Origin of the sequence: Pseudomonas sp. 13B_2.1_Bac1 (assembly GCF_025466155.1) — a bacterium.
In the GTDB taxonomy this organism is placed as follows: domain Bacteria; phylum Pseudomonadota; class Gammaproteobacteria; order Pseudomonadales; family Pseudomonadaceae; genus Aquipseudomonas; species Aquipseudomonas aylmerensis.
The window spans coordinates 38,186-57,438 of record NZ_JANLOH010000013.1 but is presented as its reverse complement, the minus strand read 5'-3'; the positions used below and the strand labels follow the sequence as shown (position 1 = coordinate 57,438).

Genomic DNA, 19,253 nt, shown 5'->3' with positions numbered 1-19,253 from the left:
CGCGCGACCTCGCCAGCACCGGTGTTCAGGCGAGGCGGTTTTTGGCCTCGATCCACTGGGACATGTACTGCGTACTTTTATGCGCGTGATGGCGCAGCATGCTGCCGGTGAAGTTATCCCGGCGATGGGCGGCAAGGTGGCTGCGGCAGTGTTCCAGGCAGGTCACCAGCGCCGGGCCGTGCAGGTCCTGGTCATAGCGGCTGGCCAGTAAGTGGCGGCCGCGTTCCTGCGCCTGGGTCCAGCGTGCGCGGTCCTGGTACAGGCTGACCGCCGCAGCGGCCAATGCCTGCGCGTCCTCGGCTATCACGCCGGGCCAGGGCAGCTCGTCACCCATCGCTTCGGCGCCGATCGGCGTGGTGATATTCGGCGTGCCGCACAACATGGCATCGGCCAGCTTGCCCTTGATGCCGGCACCAAAGCGCAGCGGCGCGAGGCAGATGCGTGCAGCGGTCATCACTTGCAGCGCGTCTTCGGCCCAGTTCATCACGTGAAAGCCTTGCGCCGGGTTGTGCAGGGCCGTGGCCTTGGGCGGGGTGTAGGCGCCGTAGATATGCAACTGGGCGCCGGGCAATTGCTGGCGGATCAGCGGCCACAGGCTGTTCTTCATCCACAGCACCGCATCCCAGTTAGGCGCGTGGCGGAAGTTGCCGATGCTGAGGAAGTGCGCGCGGTCTTCAAACGGCACAAACGCCGCGGCCGGCGGCTGCAGCATCAGCGGGCACCAGTGGAGCAGGGCGGCGGGCACCTTGAACTGCTCGGTGAGCAGGCGGATTTCGACGTCGGAGATCATCAGGCTGATGTCACAACGATAAATCGCGGCGATTTCGCGCTTGGCCAGGTCGGTGTCGGCCATCAACTCGAATTCCTCCCGCAGCGCGGGGGTGAAGAGGGCGCTGAAGTCGTCGGTGTCGGGATGGGCCTTGAGGTGCTCCTTGAAGCGCTGCTGGCGCGCGTCCCGCAGGCTTTGCAGGTCGGAGGTCTCGAGCACGCGCAGGGCGTCGGGGCAGCATTTTTCCACGCGCCAGCCGAACTGCTCTTCCATCATGAAGCGGTCGAACAGCACGATGTCCGGGGCCAGTTCGCGGATAAAATCGTCGAAACTGCTGTTATTCAGTTCAATCGCGCATTCGCGGATGCCGAGGGCGGGCAGGTCCGCCTTGTGTTCGCCGATGGTCGCCGGACTGCTGAAGGTAATGTCCCAACCTTGTGTAAGAAAACTCTCAAGGATCTGCATCATATGCCCGCCCGCCGCCGAAGAACGCGGCTCCGGCCAGACATAACCAATGACCAGGACTTTGGTGGCAGGCTGATTCATCAACAACGGCTTCCTTTAAGGGCAGGGCAAAAGCGCGCAATTAAACCACAACCCGGTGGCATGACAATTTGCGTCTGGTGGTAGGTAGCCACGGCACTTTGTGGTTAACTTCGGCCTCTCGAATTCGTTTAACCAAAACCCAGCATAAGGATTCTGTTCATGGCTCAAGTCACCCACCGTGGCAACCCAATCAAGGTTGAAGGCGAGCTGCCGCAAGTCGGTTCCCAGGCTCCGGATTTCATCCTCACCGCCGGCGACCTGTCGGACGCAACCCTGGCGACCTTCGCCGGCAAGCGCAAAGTGCTGAATATCTTCCCAAGCGTCGACACCCCGACCTGCGCGACCTCGGTCCGCAAGTTCAACGCCCAGGCCAATGACCTGAACAACGCCGTGGTCCTGTGCATCTCCAGCGACCTGCCGTTTGCCCAGGCGCGCTTCTGCGGCGCTGAAGGCCTGGAAAACGTGAAAAACCTGTCGGACTTCCGCGACCCGGGCTTCGCCGTTGATTTCGGCGTCTCCATCGCCGAAGGCGCACTGCGTGGCCTGACCGCCCGTGCCGTGGTGGTGCTGGATGAACACGACAAGGTCCTGCACAGCGAACTGGTCAGCGAAATTGGCCAGGAACCCAACTACGAAGCCGCCCTGGCTGTTTTGAAGTAACTGTTTCGGCGCATTACTGTCGTTTTGCAGTAACACGCGTGCTACATGATTGCGGCCTGGCCTAGTCCAGGCCGTTTTTATTTGTCGTTCAGGCGCTTAGCGAAATAGGCAATGGACTAAGGTCAGAAGTTAAAAGTTGTAAGCCCAAGGTAAATAGCCGGTAAAGGCGCTTTTCTTAAAGCGCTCCAGTGCTTATCTTTCAGCCTCCCAAAGAAGAAGCTCTCGCGCCCAATGGTTGATCACTCCATGCAATCCTCCCCCCGCAACTCCCGCCGCTGGCTGTTCGGCCTGCTCGTGCTGCTGGTCATCGCCGGCCTGTGCTGGAAATTCTGGCCCGGCAGCCACAAGGAAGCCGACGCGCAAAAACCGGCTGGGCATGCCGGCAAGTCGGGGATGATGCGCCCGGGCTTCGGCGGGTCTACCGGCCCGATCCCGGTGCGTGTGGCGCCTGCGGTGCTGGGGGAATTCCCGGTGTACTACAAGGCCTTGGGCACGGTGACGGCGCTCAATACCATCAATGTGCGCAGCCGGGTGGGCGGCGAGCTGGTGAAGATCGCCTTTGAAGAAGGGCAGATGGTCAAGGCGGGCGACCTGCTGGCCGAGATCGACCCGCGCAGCTACCAGAACGCCTTGCTCCAGGCCCAGGGCACGCTGATGCAGAACCAGGCCCAGCTGAAAAACGCCCAGGTCGACGTCGAGCGTTATCGCGGCCTGTACGCCCAGGACAGTATCGCCAAGCAAACCCTGGACACCGCCGAAGCGCTGGTCCTGCAATACCAGGGCACGGTCAAGACCAACCAGGGCGCGGTGGACGACGCCAAGCTCAACCTCGAATTCACCAAGATCCGCGCGCCAATCAGCGGCCGCGTCGGCTTGCGCCAGGTCGACGTCGGTAACCTGGTCGCGGCCAACGACACCACGTTCCTCGCGGTCATCACCCAGACCCAGCCGATCAGCGTGGCGTTCACCCTGCCGGAAAACACCCTGGAAACCGTGCTCGCCCGCTACCACGCCGGCAACAAGCTGCCCGTCGAAGCCTGGGACCGTGGCGACGTGAAGCAGCAGGCCACAGGCGTGCTGCAAAGCCTGGACAACCAGATCGATGTCACCACCGGCACCCTGAAATTCAAGGCGCGGTTCGATAACAAGGACCAGGCACTGTTCCCGAATCAGTTCGTCAATGTGCACCTGCTGGCCGACACCCTGCACAATGTGGTGCTGGCGCCGTCGGCGGCGATCCAGTTCGGCAACACAGGTACCTTTGTCTACGTGCTCGACGGTGACAAGAAGGTCAAGGTCCAGCCCCTGGTGGTCGGCGATACCGACGGCGACAACACGGTGATCAAGGAAGGCCTGAAGGCCGGCGACCGTGTGGTGCTCGAAGGCACCGACCGCCTCAAGGACGGCAGCGAAATCGAAGTGGTCAACAACAGCAGCGAAGTGCTGACCACCCCCACCGAACACCTGCAGGGCCAGCCGGCAGCTAAAGGGGAGACCGGCGCCTCCGCCGGCAAGGCGCAAAAGGTCGGTTCATGAACCTGTCGCGGCTGTTTATCCTCCGCCCGGTCGCCACCACGCTGAGCATGCTGGCGATTGTGTTGGCCGGCATCATCGCGTATCGCCTGTTGCCGGTATCGGCGTTGCCCCAGGTGGACTACCCGACGATCCGGGTGATGACCCTGTACCCCGGCGCCAGCCCCGATGTGATGACCAGCGCGGTGACCGCGCCGCTGGAGCGCCAGTTCGGGCAAATGCCCGGTCTCACCCAGATGGCGTCCACCAGCTCCGGCGGCGCGTCGGTGTTGACCCTGCGCTTCAACCTCGACATCAATATGGATGTCGCCGAGCAACAGGTGCAGGCCGCGATCAACGCCGCCACCAACCTGCTGCCCAAGGATTTGCCGGCGCCGCCGGTGTACAACAAGGTCAACCCGGCGGATACCCCGGTGCTGACGCTTGCGATTACCTCCAAGACCATGCTGCTGCCCAAGCTCAATGACCTGGTCGACACGCGCATGGCGCAGAAAATCGCGCAGATCAGCGGCGTCGGCATGGTCAGCATCGCCGGCGGCCAGCGCCAGGCCGTGCGCATCAAGGTCAACCCCGAGGCCCTGGCGGCCAACGGCTTGAACCTGTCGGACGTGCGCACCCTGATCGCCGCCTCCAACGTCAACCAGCCCAAGGGCAACTTCGACGGCCCCACGCGAGTGTCGATGCTGGATGCCAACGACCAGCTGGTCTCGCCGCAGCAATATGCCGAACTGATCCTGGCCTACAACAATGGCGCGCCGCTGCGCCTTAAAGACGTGGCTGAAATTGTCGACGGTGCGGAAAACGAGCGCCTCGCCGCCTGGGCCAACGAAAACCAGGCCGTGCTGCTGAATATCCAGCGCCAGCCGGGTGCCAACGTGATCGAGGTGGTCGACCGTATCAAGGCGCTGCTGCCGAGCATCACCGACAACCTGCCGGCCGGCCTCGATGTGACGGTGCTGACCGACCGCACCCAGACCATCCGCGCCTCGGTCACCGATGTGCAACACGAATTGCTCATCGCCATTGCCCTGGTGGTGATGGTGACGTTCCTGTTCCTGCGCCGGGTCAGCGCTACGATCATCCCGTCCATTGCCGTGCCGCTGTCGCTGGTGGGTACCTTTGGCGTGATGTACCTGGCCGGTTTCTCCATCAACAATCTGACGCTGATGGCCCTGACCATCGCCACCGGCTTTGTGGTGGATGATGCGATCGTGATGCTGGAGAACATCTCGCGCTATATCGAGGAGGGCGAGACACCCTTGAATGCTGCGCTCAAGGGCGCCAAGCAGATCGGCTTCACCCTGATTTCCCTGACCCTGTCGCTGATCGCGGTGTTGATCCCGCTGCTGTTCATGGCCGATGTGGTGGGGCGGCTGTTCCGCGAATTTGCCATCACCCTGGCCGTGGCGATCCTGATTTCCCTGGTGGTGTCGCTGACCCTCACGCCAATGATGTGCGCGCGCCTGCTCAAGCGGGAACCCAAGGAAGAGGAGCAGGGCCGTTTCTACAAGGCCAGCGGCGCCTGGATCGACTGGCTGATCGAGGCCTACGGGCGCAAGTTGCAGTGGGTGCTCAAGCACCAGCCGCTGACCCTGCTGGTGGCCATCGCCACGCTGGGCCTCACCGTAGTTCTCTATCTGGTGGTGCCCAAGGGCTTCTTCCCGGTGCAGGACACCGGCGTGATCCAGGGGATTTCCGAAGCCCCGCAGTCGATTTCCTTTGCGGCCATGAGCCAGCGCCAGCAGGAGCTGGCGAAGATCATCCTCGCCGACCCGGCAGTGGAAAGCCTGTCGTCGTATATCGGCGTGGATGGCGATAACGCCACGCTGAACAGCGGCCGTCTGCTGATCAACCTCAAGCCCCATGGCCAGCGCGACCTGAGCGCGGCCCAGGTGATCACCCGCCTGCAGCCGGAAATCGACAAGATGGTCGGCATTCGCCTGTTCATGCAGCCGGTGCAGGACCTGACCATTGAAGACCGCGTCAGCCGCACGCAGTACCAGTTCAGCATGTCCTCGCCGGACGCCGACCTGCTGGCGCTGTGGAGCGACAAGCTGGTGCACGCCCTGAGCCAGATGCCGGAACTCACCGACGTGGCCAGCGACCTGCAGGACAAAGGCCTGCAGGTGTACCTGGTAATCGACCGTGATGCGGCCTCGCGCCTGGGTGTCAGTGTGTCGACCATTACCGACGCGCTGTATGACGCCTTCGGCCAGCGGCAGATTTCGACCATCTATACCCAGGCCAGCCAGTACCGCGTGGTGCTGCAGGCGCAGTCCGGGGAAACCCTCGGCCCTGCGGCGCTGAACCAGATCCACGTGAAAACCACCGATGGCGGGCAGGTGCGCCTGTCGAGCCTGGCCCATGTGGAGCAACGCCAGGCGCAGTTGGCGATTGCGCATATCGGCCAGTTCCCGGCGGTGATGATGTCGTTCAACCTGGCCCCCGGCGTCGCGCTGGGCAAAGGCGTGGAGCTGATCAACCAGGCGCAGAAGGACATCGGCATGCCGGTGGGCGTGCAGACCCAGTTCCAGGGCGCGGCGCAGGCGTTCGAGGCGTCGTTGTCGAGCACCTTGCTGCTGATCCTGGCGGCGGTGGTCACCATGTACATCGTGCTCGGCGTGCTCTACGAGAGCTACATTCACCCGATCACCATCCTGTCCACGTTGCCGTCGGCGGCGGTGGGAGCCTTGCTGGCGTTGCTGCTCAGCGGCAATGACCTGGGCATGATTGCGATCATCGGTATCATTTTGCTGATCGGTATCGTGAAGAAGAACGCGATCATGATGATCGACTTCGCCCTCGACGCCGAACGCAACCAGGGCCTCGACCCACAGACCGCGATCTACCAGGCGGCGCTGTTGCGTTTCCGGCCGATCCTGATGACTACCCTGGCCGCGCTGTTTGGTGCGGTGCCGCTGATGCTGGCCACCGGTTCCGGTGCCGAACTGCGTCAGCCCCTGGGCCTGGTGATGGTCGGCGGTCTGCTGGTGAGCCAGGTATTGACGCTGTTCACCACGCCGGTGATCTACCTGTACTTCGATCGCCTGGGCCGTCGCTGGCGCAAAGAGCCGCAAAGCCTGGAGCCGGTTGAGTCATGAATTTGTCCGGACCGTTCATTCGCCGGCCGGTAGCCACCATGCTGCTGAGCCTGGCGATCATGTTGCTGGGGGGCGTGAGCTTCAACCTGCTGCCGGTGTCGCCGTTGCCGCAGATCGACTTCCCGGTGATCGTGGTGTCGGCCAGCCTGCCGGGGGCCAGCCCCGAGGTGATGGCGTCCACCGTGGCCACGCCGCTGGAGCGCTCCTTCGGCGCGATTGCCGGCATCACTACCATGAGCAGCTCGTCGAGCCAGGGCTCCACCCGGGTGATCCTGGCGTTTGACTCCGACCGCGACATCAACGGCGCGGCGCGAGAAGTGCAGGCGGCGATCAATGCTTCGCGCAACCTGCTGCCCAGCGGCATGCGCAGCATGCCCACCTACAAGAAGATCAACCCGTCCCAGGCACCGATCATGGTGCTGTCGCTGACCTCGGACGTGTTGCAGAAGGGCCAGTTGTACGACCTGGCGTCCACCATCCTTTCGCAAAGCCTGTCCCAGGTGCCGGGCGTGGGCGAAGTGCAGATCGGCGGCAGTTCCCTGCCGGCGGTGCGCATCGAGCTGGAACCCAAGGCCCTCGACCAGTACGGCGTGGCCCTGGACGACGTGCGCAACACCATCGCCAACGCCAACCAGCGGCGGCCCAAGGGCTCCCTGGAAGACAGCGAGCGCAACTGGCAGATCCAGGCCAACGACCAGCTGGAAAAGGCCAAGGACTATGAGCCGCTGCTGATTCGCTACCAGAACGGCGCGGCACTGCGCCTGGGCGACGTGGCGAAGATCAGCAACGGCGTCGAAGACCGCTACAACAGTGGTTTCTTCAACAATGACTCGGCGGTGCTGCTGGTGATCAACCGCCAGTCCGGCGCCAACATCATCGAGACCGTCAGGCAGATCAAGGCGCAACTGCCGGCGTTGCAGGCGGTGCTGCCATCCAGCGTCAAGCTCAGCCTGGCCATGGACCGCTCGCCGGTGATCACCGCCACGTTGCATGAAGCCGAGATGACCTTGCTGATTGCGGTGGGGCTGGTGATCCTGGTGGTCTACCTGTTTCTCGGCAACTTCCGTGCGTCGCTGATCCCGACCCTGGCGGTGCCGGTGTCGCTGGTGGGCACGTTCGCGATCATGTACCTGTACGGATTCTCGTTGAACAACTTCTCGCTGATGGCGCTGATCCTCGCCACCGGCCTGGTGGTCGACGATGCCATCGTGGTGCTGGAGAATATTTCCCGGCATATCGACGACGGCGTGCCGCCGATGAAGGCGGCGTACCTGGGCGCCCAGGAAGTGGGCTTCACCTTGCTGTCCATGAACGTGTCGCTGGTGGCGGTGTTCCTGTCCATCCTGTTCATGGGCGGCATCGTCACCAATCTGTTTCGCGAGTTTTCCATCACCTTGTCGGCGGCGATCATTGTGTCGCTGATTGTTTCGCTGACCCTGACGCCGATGCTCTGCGCGCGCTGGCTCAAGCCGCATGTGAAAGGGCAGATGACCGGCCTGCAGCGCTGGAGCCAGAAGATCAACGACCGCATGGTCGCCGGCTACGCCACCAGCCTCGACTGGGTGCTGCGCCACCGCCGCCTGACCCTGCTCAGCCTGTTGCTGACCATCGGCGTGAACGTGGCGCTGTACGTGGTGGTGCCGAAAACCTTTATGCCGCAGCAGGACACCGGCCAGTTGATCGGTTTTGTGCGCGGTGATGACGGGCTGTCGTTCAGCGTGATGCAGCCGAAGATGGAAACCTTCCGCAAGGCCGTGCTCAAGGACCCGGCAGTGCTCAGCGTGGCCGGCTTTATCGGCGGCAACAACGGCACCAACAACGCGGTAATGCTGGTGCGGCTCAAGCCGATCAGCGAGCGCAAGATTTCCGCCCAGGCGGTGATCGAGCGCCTGCGCAAGGATGTACCGCTGGTGCCGGGCGGGCGCCTGTTCCTGATGGCCGACCAGGACCTGCAATTTGGCGGTAGCCGCGACCAGACCAGCGCGCAGTATTCCTACATCCTGCAAAGTGGTGACCTGGCCGCGTTGCGCCTGTGGTACCCGAAAGTGGTCGCCGCCTTGCGCGAGCTGCCGGAGCTGACCGCCATCGACGCCCGCGAAGGGCGCGGCGCGGCGCAGGTCACGCTGATTGTCGACCGCGACCAGGCCAAGCGCCTGGGTATCGATATGAACATGGTCACGGCGGTGCTCAACAACGCCTACAGCCAGCGGCAGATCTCGACCATCTATGACAGCCTCAACCAGTACCAGGTGGTGATGGAGGTCAACCCCAAATACGCCCAGGACCCGATCACCCTCAACCAGATGCAGGTGATTACCTCCACGGGCGCACGGGTACCGTTGTCGACCATTGCCCATTATGAAAACAGCCTGGCGGACGACCGCGTCAGCCACGAAGGCCAGTTCGCCTCTGAAAACATCGCCTTCGACATGTCGCCCGGCGTCACGGTGGAGCAGGGCACGGCCGCCATCGAGCGGGCGATTGCCAAGGTCGGCCTGCCGGAAGACGTGATCGCCAAGATGGCCGGTACTGCCGATGCCTTCGCGGCCACGCAGAAAGGCCAGCCGTTCATGATCCTCGGCGCGCTGGTGGCGGTGTACCTGGTGTTGGGCATCCTGTATGAAAGCTACATCCACCCGCTGACGATTCTCTCGACCCTGCCGTCGGCCGGGGTTGGCGCCATGCTCGCCATCTACCTGACCGGCGGCGAGTTCAGCCTGATCTCCTTGCTGGGGCTGTTCCTGCTGATCGGTGTGGTGAAGAAAAACGCGATCCTGATGATCGACCTCGCCCTGCAACTGGAACGCAACGACGGCATGGGGCCGCTGGAGTCGATTCGCAGTGCCTGCCTGCTGCGTTTGCGCCCAATCCTGATGACCACGTTGGCGGCCATCCTCGGGGCCTTGCCGTTGCTGCTTGGCACCGGCGATGGCGCGGAAATGCGCCACCCGCTGGGCCTGACCATTATTGGCGGCCTGGTGTTCAGCCAGGTCCTGACCCTCTACACCACCCCGGTGGTCTACCTCTATCTCGACCGTGCGCGCCACCGTTTCAACGCCTGGCGCGGCGTGCGCACCGATGCTGCCCTGGACACTGCGCTATGACTGATTCAATCAATGCCAACGCACCGCATCCGGTCGCCGTGGCGGACCTCGACAACGCGCCTTGCTCCGCAGGCGCCGGCGTGCCGGCGAAAAAAAACCGGACACCGCGTGTGCCCCGGCTGGGCGCGTTATCGTTGGCGACCTTCGCGAGCAAACTCGCGCCTACGATGGGGCTTGCGCTGCTGCTCAGCGCCTGCGCCGTCGGCCCGGATTACAAGCGCCCGGAAGTGGTCGAGCCAGCACAGTTCAAGGAGGCCCAGGGCTGGCGCCAGGCCACGCCGAGCGATTCCCTGGCCCGTGGCGCCTGGTGGGAGTTGTACGGCGATCGCCAACTCAATGACCTGGTGTTGCGCCTGAACAACTCGAACCAGACCGTGGCCCAGGCCGAGGCGCGCTTTCGCCAGGCCCAGGCCCTGGTGCGCAGTTCGCGCGGGGCGTTTTACCCCACTGTCGACCTGAGCGCCGGCAAAACCCGCGCGAGCCAAGGCACCGGCAGCAGTAACGCCAGCCTCAGCAGTTCCAGCAGTGGCATCCGCGACACCCTCAATGCGCAGTTGGGCGTGAGTTGGGAGGCGGATATCTGGGGCAAGTTGCGCCGTGGCCTGGAAGCCAACGAAGCCAGTGCCGAGGCCAGCTCGGCCGACCTCGCGGCGATGCGCCTGAGCCAGCAGTCGGAACTGGTGCAAAGCTATCTGCAACTGCGCGTGATGGATGAGCAGACGCGCCTGTTGCAAGCGACCCTGGAGACTTACCAGCGCTCCCTGCAAATGACCGAAAACCAATACCGTGCCGGCGTCTCCGGCAAGGATGCGGTGGCCCAGGCGCAGACCCAGCTCAAGACCACCCAAGCGAGCCTGATCGACCTGATCTGGCAGCGCGCCCAGCTGGAAAACGCGATTGCCGTATTGATCGGCGAGGCTCCGGCCAACTTCAACCTGGCGGTGAGCAAGGACATCCCGGCGCTGCCGCAGATTCCGGTGAGCCTGCCGTCGCAACTGCTGGAACGCCGCCCGGATATCGCCTCGGCCGAACGCTCGGTGATCGCCGCCAACGCGAATATCGGCGTGGCCAAGGCAGCCTACTACCCGGACCTGAGCCTGAGCTTGGCTGGCGGCTATTCCAGCAGCACCTACGCCGACTGGATCAGCCTGCCGAACCGCTTCTGGTCGGTGGGCCCCAAGCTGGCCATGACCCTGTTCGACGGCGGCCAGCGCTCGGCGGAAGTCGACCGCAGCGTGGCCTCCTATGACGAAACCGTGGCCAAGTACCGCCAGACCGTGCTCGATGGCTTCCGTGAAGTGGAAAACTACATGGTGCAGCTCAAGGTGCTGGAAGACGAAGCAGTGGTGAGCAATGAAGCACTCGACGCCGCGCGCGAGTCACTGCGCCTGACCCAGAACCAGTACAAGGCCGGGCTGATCGCCTACCTGGACGTGGTGACGGTACAGGCCACCGCGCTGAGCAACGAGCGCACCGTGCTGACCTTGCTGCAGACACGCCTGGTGGCCAGCGTGCAACTGATCGCCGCGTTGGGCGGTGGCTGGGATGGGCAAACGCCCATCGCCGAAAAGGACTGACCCACCCCAATCCACTGTCGGCGCCGGCTTGCAAAGGCGGCGTCTGCAGTGCCTTGCGCAGCGCCGGTGAGCCAGATGATTGACGTCAAATTGCCACTAATGGCGCTCTGATAATTAATCAAGTGCTCAAGAATTATTCTCGCTACAATCGCCCGCTTTGCCACTTCGCACGGGTCTCTCGGGCCCGTTGTGTACGAGAAGTCCCATGCTCATCGGTAGTTATTCCCCCTCGCTGGTCGTGATTTCGCTGTTTGTCGCGATTCTCGCTTCCTACACCGCCCTGGATCTGACCGGTCGTCTCGCGACGGCCAAGGGGCGCGCTGTTTACCTATGGATTGCCGGCGGGGCGTTGGCGATGGGAGTGGGCGTGTGGTCCATGCACTTTATCGGCATGCTGGCGCTGCGCCTGCCGTTTGCCCTGGGGTTTGACCTGGGCATTACCGCGCTGTCGTTATTGATCGCGGTGTTGTCCAGTGGTTTTGCCTTGTGGTTGGTCAGCCAGCCACGATTGCCCGCGTGGCAGCTGGCCTTGGGTGCGCTGATCATGGGGGCCGGCATCGCCAGCATGCATTACACCGGCATGGCCGCGATGCGCATGACCCCCGGCATCGACTACGCCCCCACCTTGTTTGGCGCCTCGTTGCTGATCGCGGTGGTGGCCTCCGGTGCAGCGCTGTGGATTGCGTTCAATCTGCGTCGCAACACCCCCTACGTGCGCCTGGCTCGGGGCGGCGCGGCGGTGGTGATGGGGATCGCCATCGTCGGCATGCACTACACCGGCATGGCGGCGGCGCAATTTGCCGATGAGAGCTACTGCGGCGCCGCGTTGAGCGGCTTGAGCGGCAAGGGCCTGGATAACCTGGTGCTGGTGACCTCACTGGCGGTGTTGATCATTGCGCTGCTGACCTCGCTGCTCGACGCGCGCCTGGAAGCCCGCACGGCCGTACTCGCCGACTCACTGACCCTGGCCAATCAGGAACTCACCCACCTGGCGCTGCACGACATGCTCACCGGCTTGCCCAATCGCACGTTGCTGGCGGATCGCATTCAACAGGCCATGCAAGCGGTCAAAGAGCAGGGCGGTTGCTTCGCGCTGATGTTTATCGACCTCGACGGCTTCAAGCCGGTCAACGATGCGTTTGGTCACCATATGGGCGACCAACTGTTGCGTGAAGTCGGCCTGCGCCTGCGCGAGGACCTGCGCAGCCAGGACACCCTGGCGCGCATCGGCGGGGATGAGTTTGTGTTGCTGGTGCAACTGACCCAGCCGGATGACGCCCTCGGTCTCGCCGAACGCCAGGTGGTACTGATCAACCGCGCGTTCCAGGTGGCCGAGCATGAACTGAAAATCTCCGCCAGCGTCGGCATCGCCATGTTCCCCGGCAATGGCAACAGCCCCCAGGAACTGCTGATGAACGCCGACGCCGCGATGTACCACGCCAAGGGCATGGGCAAGAACGGCTACAGCTTTTTCGATGTGTCGATGAATACCAATGCGCGCAAGCAGCTGCAGTTGCTGCAGGACCTGCGCAATGCCGTCGAGCAGCAGCAATTTCGCCTGTACTACCAGCCCAAGTTCGATGCGGTCAGTGGCATCCCGGTCGGTGCCGAGGCGTTGTTGCGCTGGGAACATCCGCAACAGGGCCTGTTGCTGCCGGCGACCTTTATCGAGCTGGCGGAGAAGACTGGCCTGATCATTCCGATTGGTGAGTGGGTGCTCGACGAGGCCTGCCGCCAGATGAGTCTGTGGTACGCGCAGGGCTATGAAGACTGGCGCATCGCCGTGAACCTCTCGGCGCTGCAGTTCTGCCATGCCGGGCTGGTCAAAAGTGTCGCCACGGCACTCGCGCGGCACCAGTTGCCGGCCAACAGCCTGACCCTGGAAATCACCGAGACCACCGCCATGAGCGATGCCGATGCGAGCATGACGGTGTTGCAGCAGTTGTCGGAAATGGGCGTGGATTTGTCCATTGACGATTTCGGCACCGGCTATTCCAGCCTCATGTACCTCAAGCGCTTGCCCGCCAACGAGTTGAAGATCGACCGCGGCTTCGTGCGTGACCTGGAGCACGACAGCGACGATGCCGCCATCGTCTCGGCAATCGTTGCCCTGGGCCAGGCACTGGGCTTGCGGATTGTCGCCGAGGGGGTGGAGACCGATGTGCAGCAGAATTTTCTCACCCGGCTGGGGTGTAATTCCCTGCAGGGCTACCTGCTCGGCCATCCGCTGCCGGCCGACAGTTTCATGCTCGACATCCAGCGTGCCGAAGAGGCAGTCGCGCCTGACAAAAGCCGTGCGTGACGGTTAGTATTGGATCCAACCATAACCATCAGGTTGGATCAGGAGACCGCACGCATGGACAAAGTTGTCATCATCACCGGGGGTAGCCGCGGGATTGGCGCCGAGACGGCACTGCTGGCAGCGCGCGAGGGCTATCGCATCTGCATCAACTACCAGTCCGATGAAACCGCCGCCCACAGCGTCCTCGAACAGGTGCGTGCCTTGGGCGCCCAGGCGATTGCCGTGCGTGCGGATGTCAGCATTGAAGATGAGGTGATCGCGCTGTTCAACCGTGTGGATGCCGAGTTGGGGCGTGTCACTGCGTTGGTCAATAACGCCGGCACCGTGGCGCACAAAGCGCGGGTCGATGAAATGTCTGAATTCCGCATCCTGAAAATCATGAAGACCAACGTGCTCGGCCCGATCCTCTGCGCCAAGCACGCGGTGCTGCGCATGTCGCCCAGGCATGGCGGGCAGGGCGGCAGTATCGTCAACGTGTCATCGGTGGCGGCGCGCCTGGGTTCGCCGGGGGAGTACGTTGACTATGCGGCCTCCAAGGGCGCGCTCGACACCTTTACCCTGGGCCTGTCCAAAGAGGTCGCGGGCGAGGGCATTCGCGTCAACGCGGTACGCCCGGGTTATATCTTCACCGACTTCCACGCCTTGAGCGGCGACCCGGACCGCGTCAGTAAACTTGAATCCGGTATCCCCATGGCCCGTGGCGGACGCCCGGATGAAGTCGCGGAAGCGATTATCTGGTTGCTGTCGGACAAGGCCTCGTATGCCACCGGTACCTTCCTGGACCTGGGCGGCGGCCGTTGAAACGCCGCACCCTCATGTCTGGAGATTGCGCAACACATCATAACCCTTGGTTGAAAAGTCTCTGAGCAGGCTGGCTTCGGAGTTTTGCACGACTGCGTAGCCAGCGTCATGAAAACCATCGATTTGCCCATTGCGGCTCGTGCTGCCGCTCAGCTTTTCGTCGTCCACGTTGTCAATGAATCGCAGTACTTTGTCCAGGTCATAGGCGGCATTGGCGCGAGCGTCCGGGTCGGGATTGGCGCGGCTCCAGTCACCGACCTGGCGCTTGAGGTCGTCAGCAAGCGGGTAATGGTCCCGGCTTTCAAGCAAGCGCGCCAGGATGGGACTCTGCTCGGTAATTTGCTCGGCAGATCGATGATCGCCGGCAGGGCGCCCTGTCGGCCCCTCCATTGCGCGGACTTGCTGTTGTTCTCCCACGCGCATGTAGTTAGGAGGAACAGGGAGTGGCTTAATGCTTTCGGGTGTAATCGTACTCATGGAAACCTCGGGGCTGAACGAGTGAAGGCACATTGTTTGATGTAAGAACAATGCCTCCCCTATGTGGTCCAGCCTGCGATTTGGTTCCTGCTCAAAAGGAGCGGACGATCCGCCCCAAGGTCTCCATGGCTTTTTCCGACGCTTCAGTCCACGGGCTGCCGTAGTTCAGGCGGATGCAGTTGCGAAAGCGCTGGGTAGCCGAGAAGATCGGGCCCGGCGCAATGCTGATGCCTTGCGCCAGCGCCATCTGAAACAGCTTCAATGAGTCGGTTTGCTCCGGCAATTCCAGCCACAGGAAATAGCCGCCGGCCGGTTGGCTGACGCGCGTCTGGGCCGGGAAGTAACGCGCAATGGCGGCGAGCATGGCGCTTTGCTGTTCCTCCAGGGCATAGCGCAATTTGCGCAGGTGCCGGTCGTAGCCGCCGTGCTGCAGATAATCGGCAATCGCCGCCTGGGCCGGCATCGATGGGCACAGCGAGGTCATCAGCTTCAGGCGTTCGACTTTCTGCGCGTAGCGCCCGGCGGCCACCCAGCCCACGCGATAGCCGGGCGCGAGGCTCTTGGCGAAGGAGCCGCAGTGCATCACCAGGCCCTCGTTATCAAACGCCTTGGCCGGTTTCGGCGCGTGTTGGCCGTAATACAACTCGGCGTACACATCGTCTTCGATCAGTGGCACTTGATGGCTGCGCAGCAGTTCTACCAGTGCCTGTTTCTTGGCCTCTGGCAGTGTCGCGCCCATCGGGTTCTGGAAGCTGGTCATGGTCCAGCAGGCCTTGATCGGGTAGCGCTCCAGGGTTTGTGCCAGCGCGTTGAGGTCAATGCCGTCGCGCGGGTGCACGGGGATTTCGACTGCCTTGAGTTTCAGGCGTTCGAGCACTTGCAGGCAGGCGTAGAACGCCGGGGCCTCGATCGCGACCAGGTCGCCGGGTTCGGTCACGGCCTGCAGGCACAGGTTGAGTGCTTCGAGTGCGCCGTTGGTGATCAGCAGTTCTTCCATGGGCAGCATCAGCCCGCCGACCATGTAGCGCAGGGCAATCTGCCGACGCAGTTGCGGGTTGCCCGGCGACATGTCGGTGACCACCAGGCGCGGGTCCATCTCGCGGCTGGCGCTGGCCAGGGAGCGGGCCAGGCGCGGCAGCGGGAACAGCATCGGGCTGGGAAAGGCCGAGCCGAACGGCACGGTGTTGGGGTCCTTGATCGAGTCCAGCACCGAGAACACCAGTTCGCTCACATCCACTTCAGTGGACTCGTGCACGTGCTCGCTCACCACCGGCTCGGAAAACGGGCTCGGTGCGTGGGTATTGACGAAGTAACCCGAGCGCGGCCGGGCGCGGATCAACCCACGTCGCTCCAGCAGGTAATACGCCTGGAACACCGTGGATGGGCTGACGCCGTAGGTCTGGCTGGCGTAGCGCACCGAAGGCACACGCTGGCCGGGGCCGAGTACGCCGGAGCGGATCAGTTCTGCAATGTCGTCGGCAAATTTTTCGTAGCGTTTCATGGGGGCCTAATCAGCTTTTTGAAAGTGTACGCAAGTCCATGGCCGGCGCCGGCAAGTCAGCGCCCGCATTTGAATCCCCACTGGATCGGATAGACCTCAGCGGTTCAACGGGGCGACAAAACGGCTGTCGGCCGCGCTGTAGATCCAGGGTTCATCCACATCCGTGACCTTGAAACGCAAGGTCTGCGAGCTGCTGGCCGGTTTGTCGGCCAGCAGGGCCACGGACACCGGCACATCGCTGATCTCCCCAGGCGCCAGGCTGATCTCGGTCTTACCCTGCAACTGGAAGCCTTCGCCGTCCACCAGCTCCAGGCGGTAATCCTGGCGTTGCTGGGTCTTGTTGATGACCTTGAGGCTGTAGATATTCTCGATCAGGCCCTGGGCATTTTCGCGGAACATGCCACGGTCCTTGGTCACATCCAGCGACACCATCGGCCGCCCGACCAGGGCTACCACCAGCGCGGCAATCATCACCAGCAGCACGGCACTGTAGCCGATCAGGCGTGGCCTGAGCAGATGAGTCTTGCCACCTTGCAGTTGATGTTCGGAGGTGTAGCTCACCAGGCCGCGCGCGTAACCCATCTTGTCCATGATCGAGTCGCAGGCGTCGACACAGGCCGCGCAACCGATGCACTCCATTTGCAGGCCGTCGCGGATGTCGATACCGGTGGGGCACACCTGCACGCAGAGCTGGCAGTCGATGCAATCCCCCAGGCCGACGTCGGCCGGCTTGGCCTCACGCTTGCGCGGGCCACGGCTTTCGCCACGGGCGGCGTCATAGGAGATGGTCAGCGTGTCCTTGTCGAACATCACACTCTGGAAGCGCGCATACGGGCACATGTGCATGCACACCGCTTCGCGCAGCCATCCGGCGTTGAGGTAAGTGGCAGCGGTGAAGAACAGCACCCAGAACAGGCTGACGCCGCCCATTTGCCAGGTCAGCAGCTCGGCGGCCAGCGGGCGGATGGGCGTGAAGTAGCCGACAAAGGTCAGCCCGGTGAGCACGCTGATGCCCAGCCACAGGGTGTGCTTGACCGCGCGCCGCGCCAGTTTGTTCAGGCTCCACGGCGCCGCTTGCAACTTGATACGTTGATTGCGCTCGCCTTCGGTGACTTTCTCACACCACATGAACAGCCAGGTGAACGAGCTTTGCGGACAGGTGTAGCCGCACCAGACGCGGCCGGCGAACACGGTGATCGCAAACAGGCCGAAGGCGCAGATGATCAGCAGCGCCGACAACAAAATGAAATCCTGGGGCCAGAAGGTCGCGCCAAAGATATGGAATTTGCTCTGCGCCAGGTCCCAGAGTACCGCCTGGCGGTCGCCCCAGTTCAGCCACACGGTGCCGAAGAAGGCCAGGAACAGCAAGCCGGCACCGCCGATACGCAAGGTGCGGAACAGGCCGGTGAAGCTGCGGGTATGAATCAGGTTGTCGCTGGATTTGGCCTTCACCTTCTTTGGGTGTATGGGCACAAAGGTTTCCACGGTGGGGATTCTTTCGCTCATGGTCGTTCGCTCATCAGCCTCCATCAGGCGGATGAACTATGCGCGTGGCGCTGTGTGCATAACAGACTCAGCTGGGGCGATAAAAAACGGATCAGATGGGGGCTTCGAGCGCCGCTGCGACAATGTGCTGCACCCCATTGCATCAGGGGTGCAGCGCTATCCTGGGCGTGCTGATACAGATCAATTAAATCAACGAACCAGGTTCTTCGGCCTTCACATGTTGGCGACCGTCGTGGGCACCGGCGACCGTGAGCGCATCGGCCTCGGCTTCAGTGATATAGATGCGCTCGGCCGCCAATTCCACGTAGGACATGGATTTGTCGGTGTCGGTGACGATATTAACGCCTGTCGCCGGCACGCTCTTTTCCTGGCCATTGTCATCGAGCATGAAGTAGCACAGCTGGTTTTCGATACGAATGGGCATGCCGTTCTCCTTTCTCATGGGCTATGAGCGTTAGGGCGCAGCGATGTGCGCGGGTTCAAGGCAACTGACTGGCGGTCGCCGCTGTCCATCGTTGACCCATAAAGACAAAAAGGACGGCATCCATGGACGCCTGGTGGCAAGAAGTGTGGCAAACCCTGCAAGCTGAATTTGCCGATATCGGCGATGCGAAACAACTCACCCAAATCACCGTGCGCCTGCTGATCGCTGCGGTGCTGGGCGGGATTCTCGGCTTCGAGCGCGAGAGCAAGGGCAAGGCCGCAGGTGTGCGCACGCACATGCTGGTAGCTTTGGGCGCGGCGTTGTTCGTGATGGTGCCGCAGATGTCCGGCAATCAGGCCGATGCCATGAGCCGCGTGGTCCAGGGCGTGATTGCCGGGATTGGCTTCCTCGGCGCCGGGACCATTATCAAGGGCAAGGATGAGGAAGAAGGGCACGTGAAGGGCCTGACCACCGCCGCCGGCCTGTGGATGACCGCTGCGATTGGGGTCTCGGCCGGGTTGGGCCGGGAATCGACAGCGGTGCTGAGTACCTTGCTGGCTTTGCTGGTGTTCAGCGTGATGCCAAAAATCGTCAAGCGCTTTGAGAAGGGCTGACAATCACGGGTGGCATGGTGGTCGGCGGCTCCTCCACGGGTGGCGGGTCTTGGGGCGGGTCTTGTTCCGGAATCGGCTCCGGCTCGGTGGGTGGCAGCGTCGGGTTGTCGATATTCGGGTCCGGGGTTTCTGCCGGGATCGGGATATTCATCGGTGTGGCCTCCTTTGTGCTTTGCTCTATCGGTGGACAGCCGCCGGGGCGATTTGATTCCCGCTCAATGGCCGCACATCCACCTGAACTTTTCCCGGTGAGGCAGGCTCGGACCTTATACGGCCCTGCTCAGGGAGAGCGGCGTCGTCTCAGAATTCAGATCAAGCAAAGAGCGTCCACAGGGCGT

At 62.8% G+C, this 19,253-nt stretch carries 14 protein-coding genes; 8 read left to right on the top strand and 6 right to left on the bottom strand.

The annotated features are described in order from the left end of the window. Nucleotides 1-25: 25 nt before the first annotated feature. Nucleotides 26-1,315, bottom strand: coding sequence for a glycosyltransferase (locus tag NTD80_RS03145; protein WP_262132108.1), 1,290 nt, complete (start codon nucleotides 1,313-1,315; stop codon nucleotides 26-28). A gap of 159 nt (nucleotides 1,316-1,474) precedes the next feature. On the opposite strand from NTD80_RS03145, the gene tpx reads away from it, so the two are divergent. The 7 genes from tpx (at nucleotide 1,475) to NTD80_RS03110 (ending at nucleotide 14,393) form a co-directional block, all read left to right on the top strand. Continuing rightward, a complete protein-coding gene (gene tpx, locus NTD80_RS03140) occupies nucleotides 1,475-1,975 on the top strand; it encodes a thiol peroxidase (RefSeq protein WP_120448412.1) in 501 nt (166 codons plus the stop codon). A gap of 231 nt (nucleotides 1,976-2,206) precedes the next feature. Then, entirely contained in the window at nucleotides 2,207-3,511 is a 1,305-nt protein-coding gene (locus tag NTD80_RS03135; protein ID WP_262132107.1) for an MdtA/MuxA family multidrug efflux RND transporter periplasmic adaptor subunit, read from the top strand. Continuing rightward, the gene (locus NTD80_RS03130; RefSeq protein WP_065906631.1) at nucleotides 3,508-6,609 is read left to right on the top strand and encodes an MdtB/MuxB family multidrug efflux RND transporter permease subunit; all 3,102 of its coding nucleotides are present in this window, start codon (nucleotides 3,508-3,510) and stop codon (nucleotides 6,607-6,609) included. Before NTD80_RS03135 ends, NTD80_RS03130 begins: the two co-directional genes overlap by 4 nt. Continuing rightward, the gene (locus tag NTD80_RS03125; RefSeq protein WP_262132106.1) at nucleotides 6,606-9,713 is read left to right on the top strand and encodes an efflux RND transporter permease subunit; all 3,108 of its coding nucleotides are present in this window, start codon (nucleotides 6,606-6,608) and stop codon (nucleotides 9,711-9,713) included. The genes NTD80_RS03130 and NTD80_RS03125 overlap by 4 nt, the downstream gene beginning before the upstream one ends. A 167-nt stretch (nucleotides 9,714-9,880) precedes the next feature. Next, nucleotides 9,881-11,290: an efflux transporter outer membrane subunit gene (locus NTD80_RS03120; protein WP_226939992.1), complete on the top strand. Its 1,410-nt coding sequence runs from the start codon at nucleotides 9,881-9,883 to the stop codon at nucleotides 11,288-11,290. A 205-nt stretch (nucleotides 11,291-11,495) separates the two neighbouring features. Beyond that, nucleotides 11,496-13,592, top strand: a complete 2,097-nt coding sequence (locus tag NTD80_RS03115) for a putative bifunctional diguanylate cyclase/phosphodiesterase (protein ID WP_262132105.1) — start codon at nucleotides 11,496-11,498, stop codon at nucleotides 13,590-13,592. 54 nt (nucleotides 13,593-13,646) lie between these two features. Then, entirely contained in the window at nucleotides 13,647-14,393 is a 747-nt protein-coding gene (locus NTD80_RS03110) for an SDR family oxidoreductase (protein ID WP_065906637.1), read from the top strand. 12 nt (nucleotides 14,394-14,405) lie between these two features. Here the strand turns inward: NTD80_RS03110 and NTD80_RS03105 are convergent, their stop codons facing one another. The 4 genes from NTD80_RS03105 to NTD80_RS03090 form a co-directional block, all read right to left on the bottom strand. Continuing rightward, entirely contained in the window at nucleotides 14,406-14,870 is a 465-nt protein-coding gene (locus tag NTD80_RS03105; RefSeq protein WP_262132104.1) for a hypothetical protein, read from the bottom strand. 91 nt (nucleotides 14,871-14,961) lie between these two features. Further along, complete coding sequence (gene mapR, locus NTD80_RS03100; protein ID WP_262132103.1) at nucleotides 14,962-16,371, bottom strand: GntR family transcriptional regulator MpaR; 1,410 nt, start codon at nucleotides 16,369-16,371, stop codon at nucleotides 14,962-14,964. Nucleotides 16,372-16,467: 96 nt separating this feature from the next. Continuing rightward, nucleotides 16,468-17,877 (bottom strand): cytochrome c oxidase accessory protein CcoG, encoded by a 1,410-nt coding sequence (gene ccoG, locus NTD80_RS03095; protein ID WP_262132102.1) that lies wholly within the window; start codon nucleotides 17,875-17,877, stop codon nucleotides 16,468-16,470. A 184-nt stretch (nucleotides 17,878-18,061) separates the two neighbouring features. Then, a complete protein-coding gene (locus NTD80_RS03090; protein ID WP_262132101.1) occupies nucleotides 18,062-18,301 on the bottom strand; it encodes a DUF3203 family protein in 240 nt (79 codons plus the stop codon). 122 nt (nucleotides 18,302-18,423) lie between these two features. On the opposite strand from NTD80_RS03090, the gene NTD80_RS03085 reads away from it, so the two are divergent. Continuing rightward, nucleotides 18,424-18,915, top strand: coding sequence for an MgtC/SapB family protein (locus tag NTD80_RS03085; RefSeq protein ID WP_065906642.1), 492 nt, complete (start codon nucleotides 18,424-18,426; stop codon nucleotides 18,913-18,915). On the opposite strand, the gene NTD80_RS03080 is transcribed toward NTD80_RS03085, so the two are convergent. Further along, nucleotides 18,893-19,066, bottom strand: coding sequence for a hypothetical protein (locus NTD80_RS03080; RefSeq protein ID WP_162946078.1), 174 nt, complete (start codon nucleotides 19,064-19,066; stop codon nucleotides 18,893-18,895). The genes NTD80_RS03085 and NTD80_RS03080 overlap by 23 nt on opposite strands. Nucleotides 19,067-19,253: the final 187 nt, after the last annotated feature.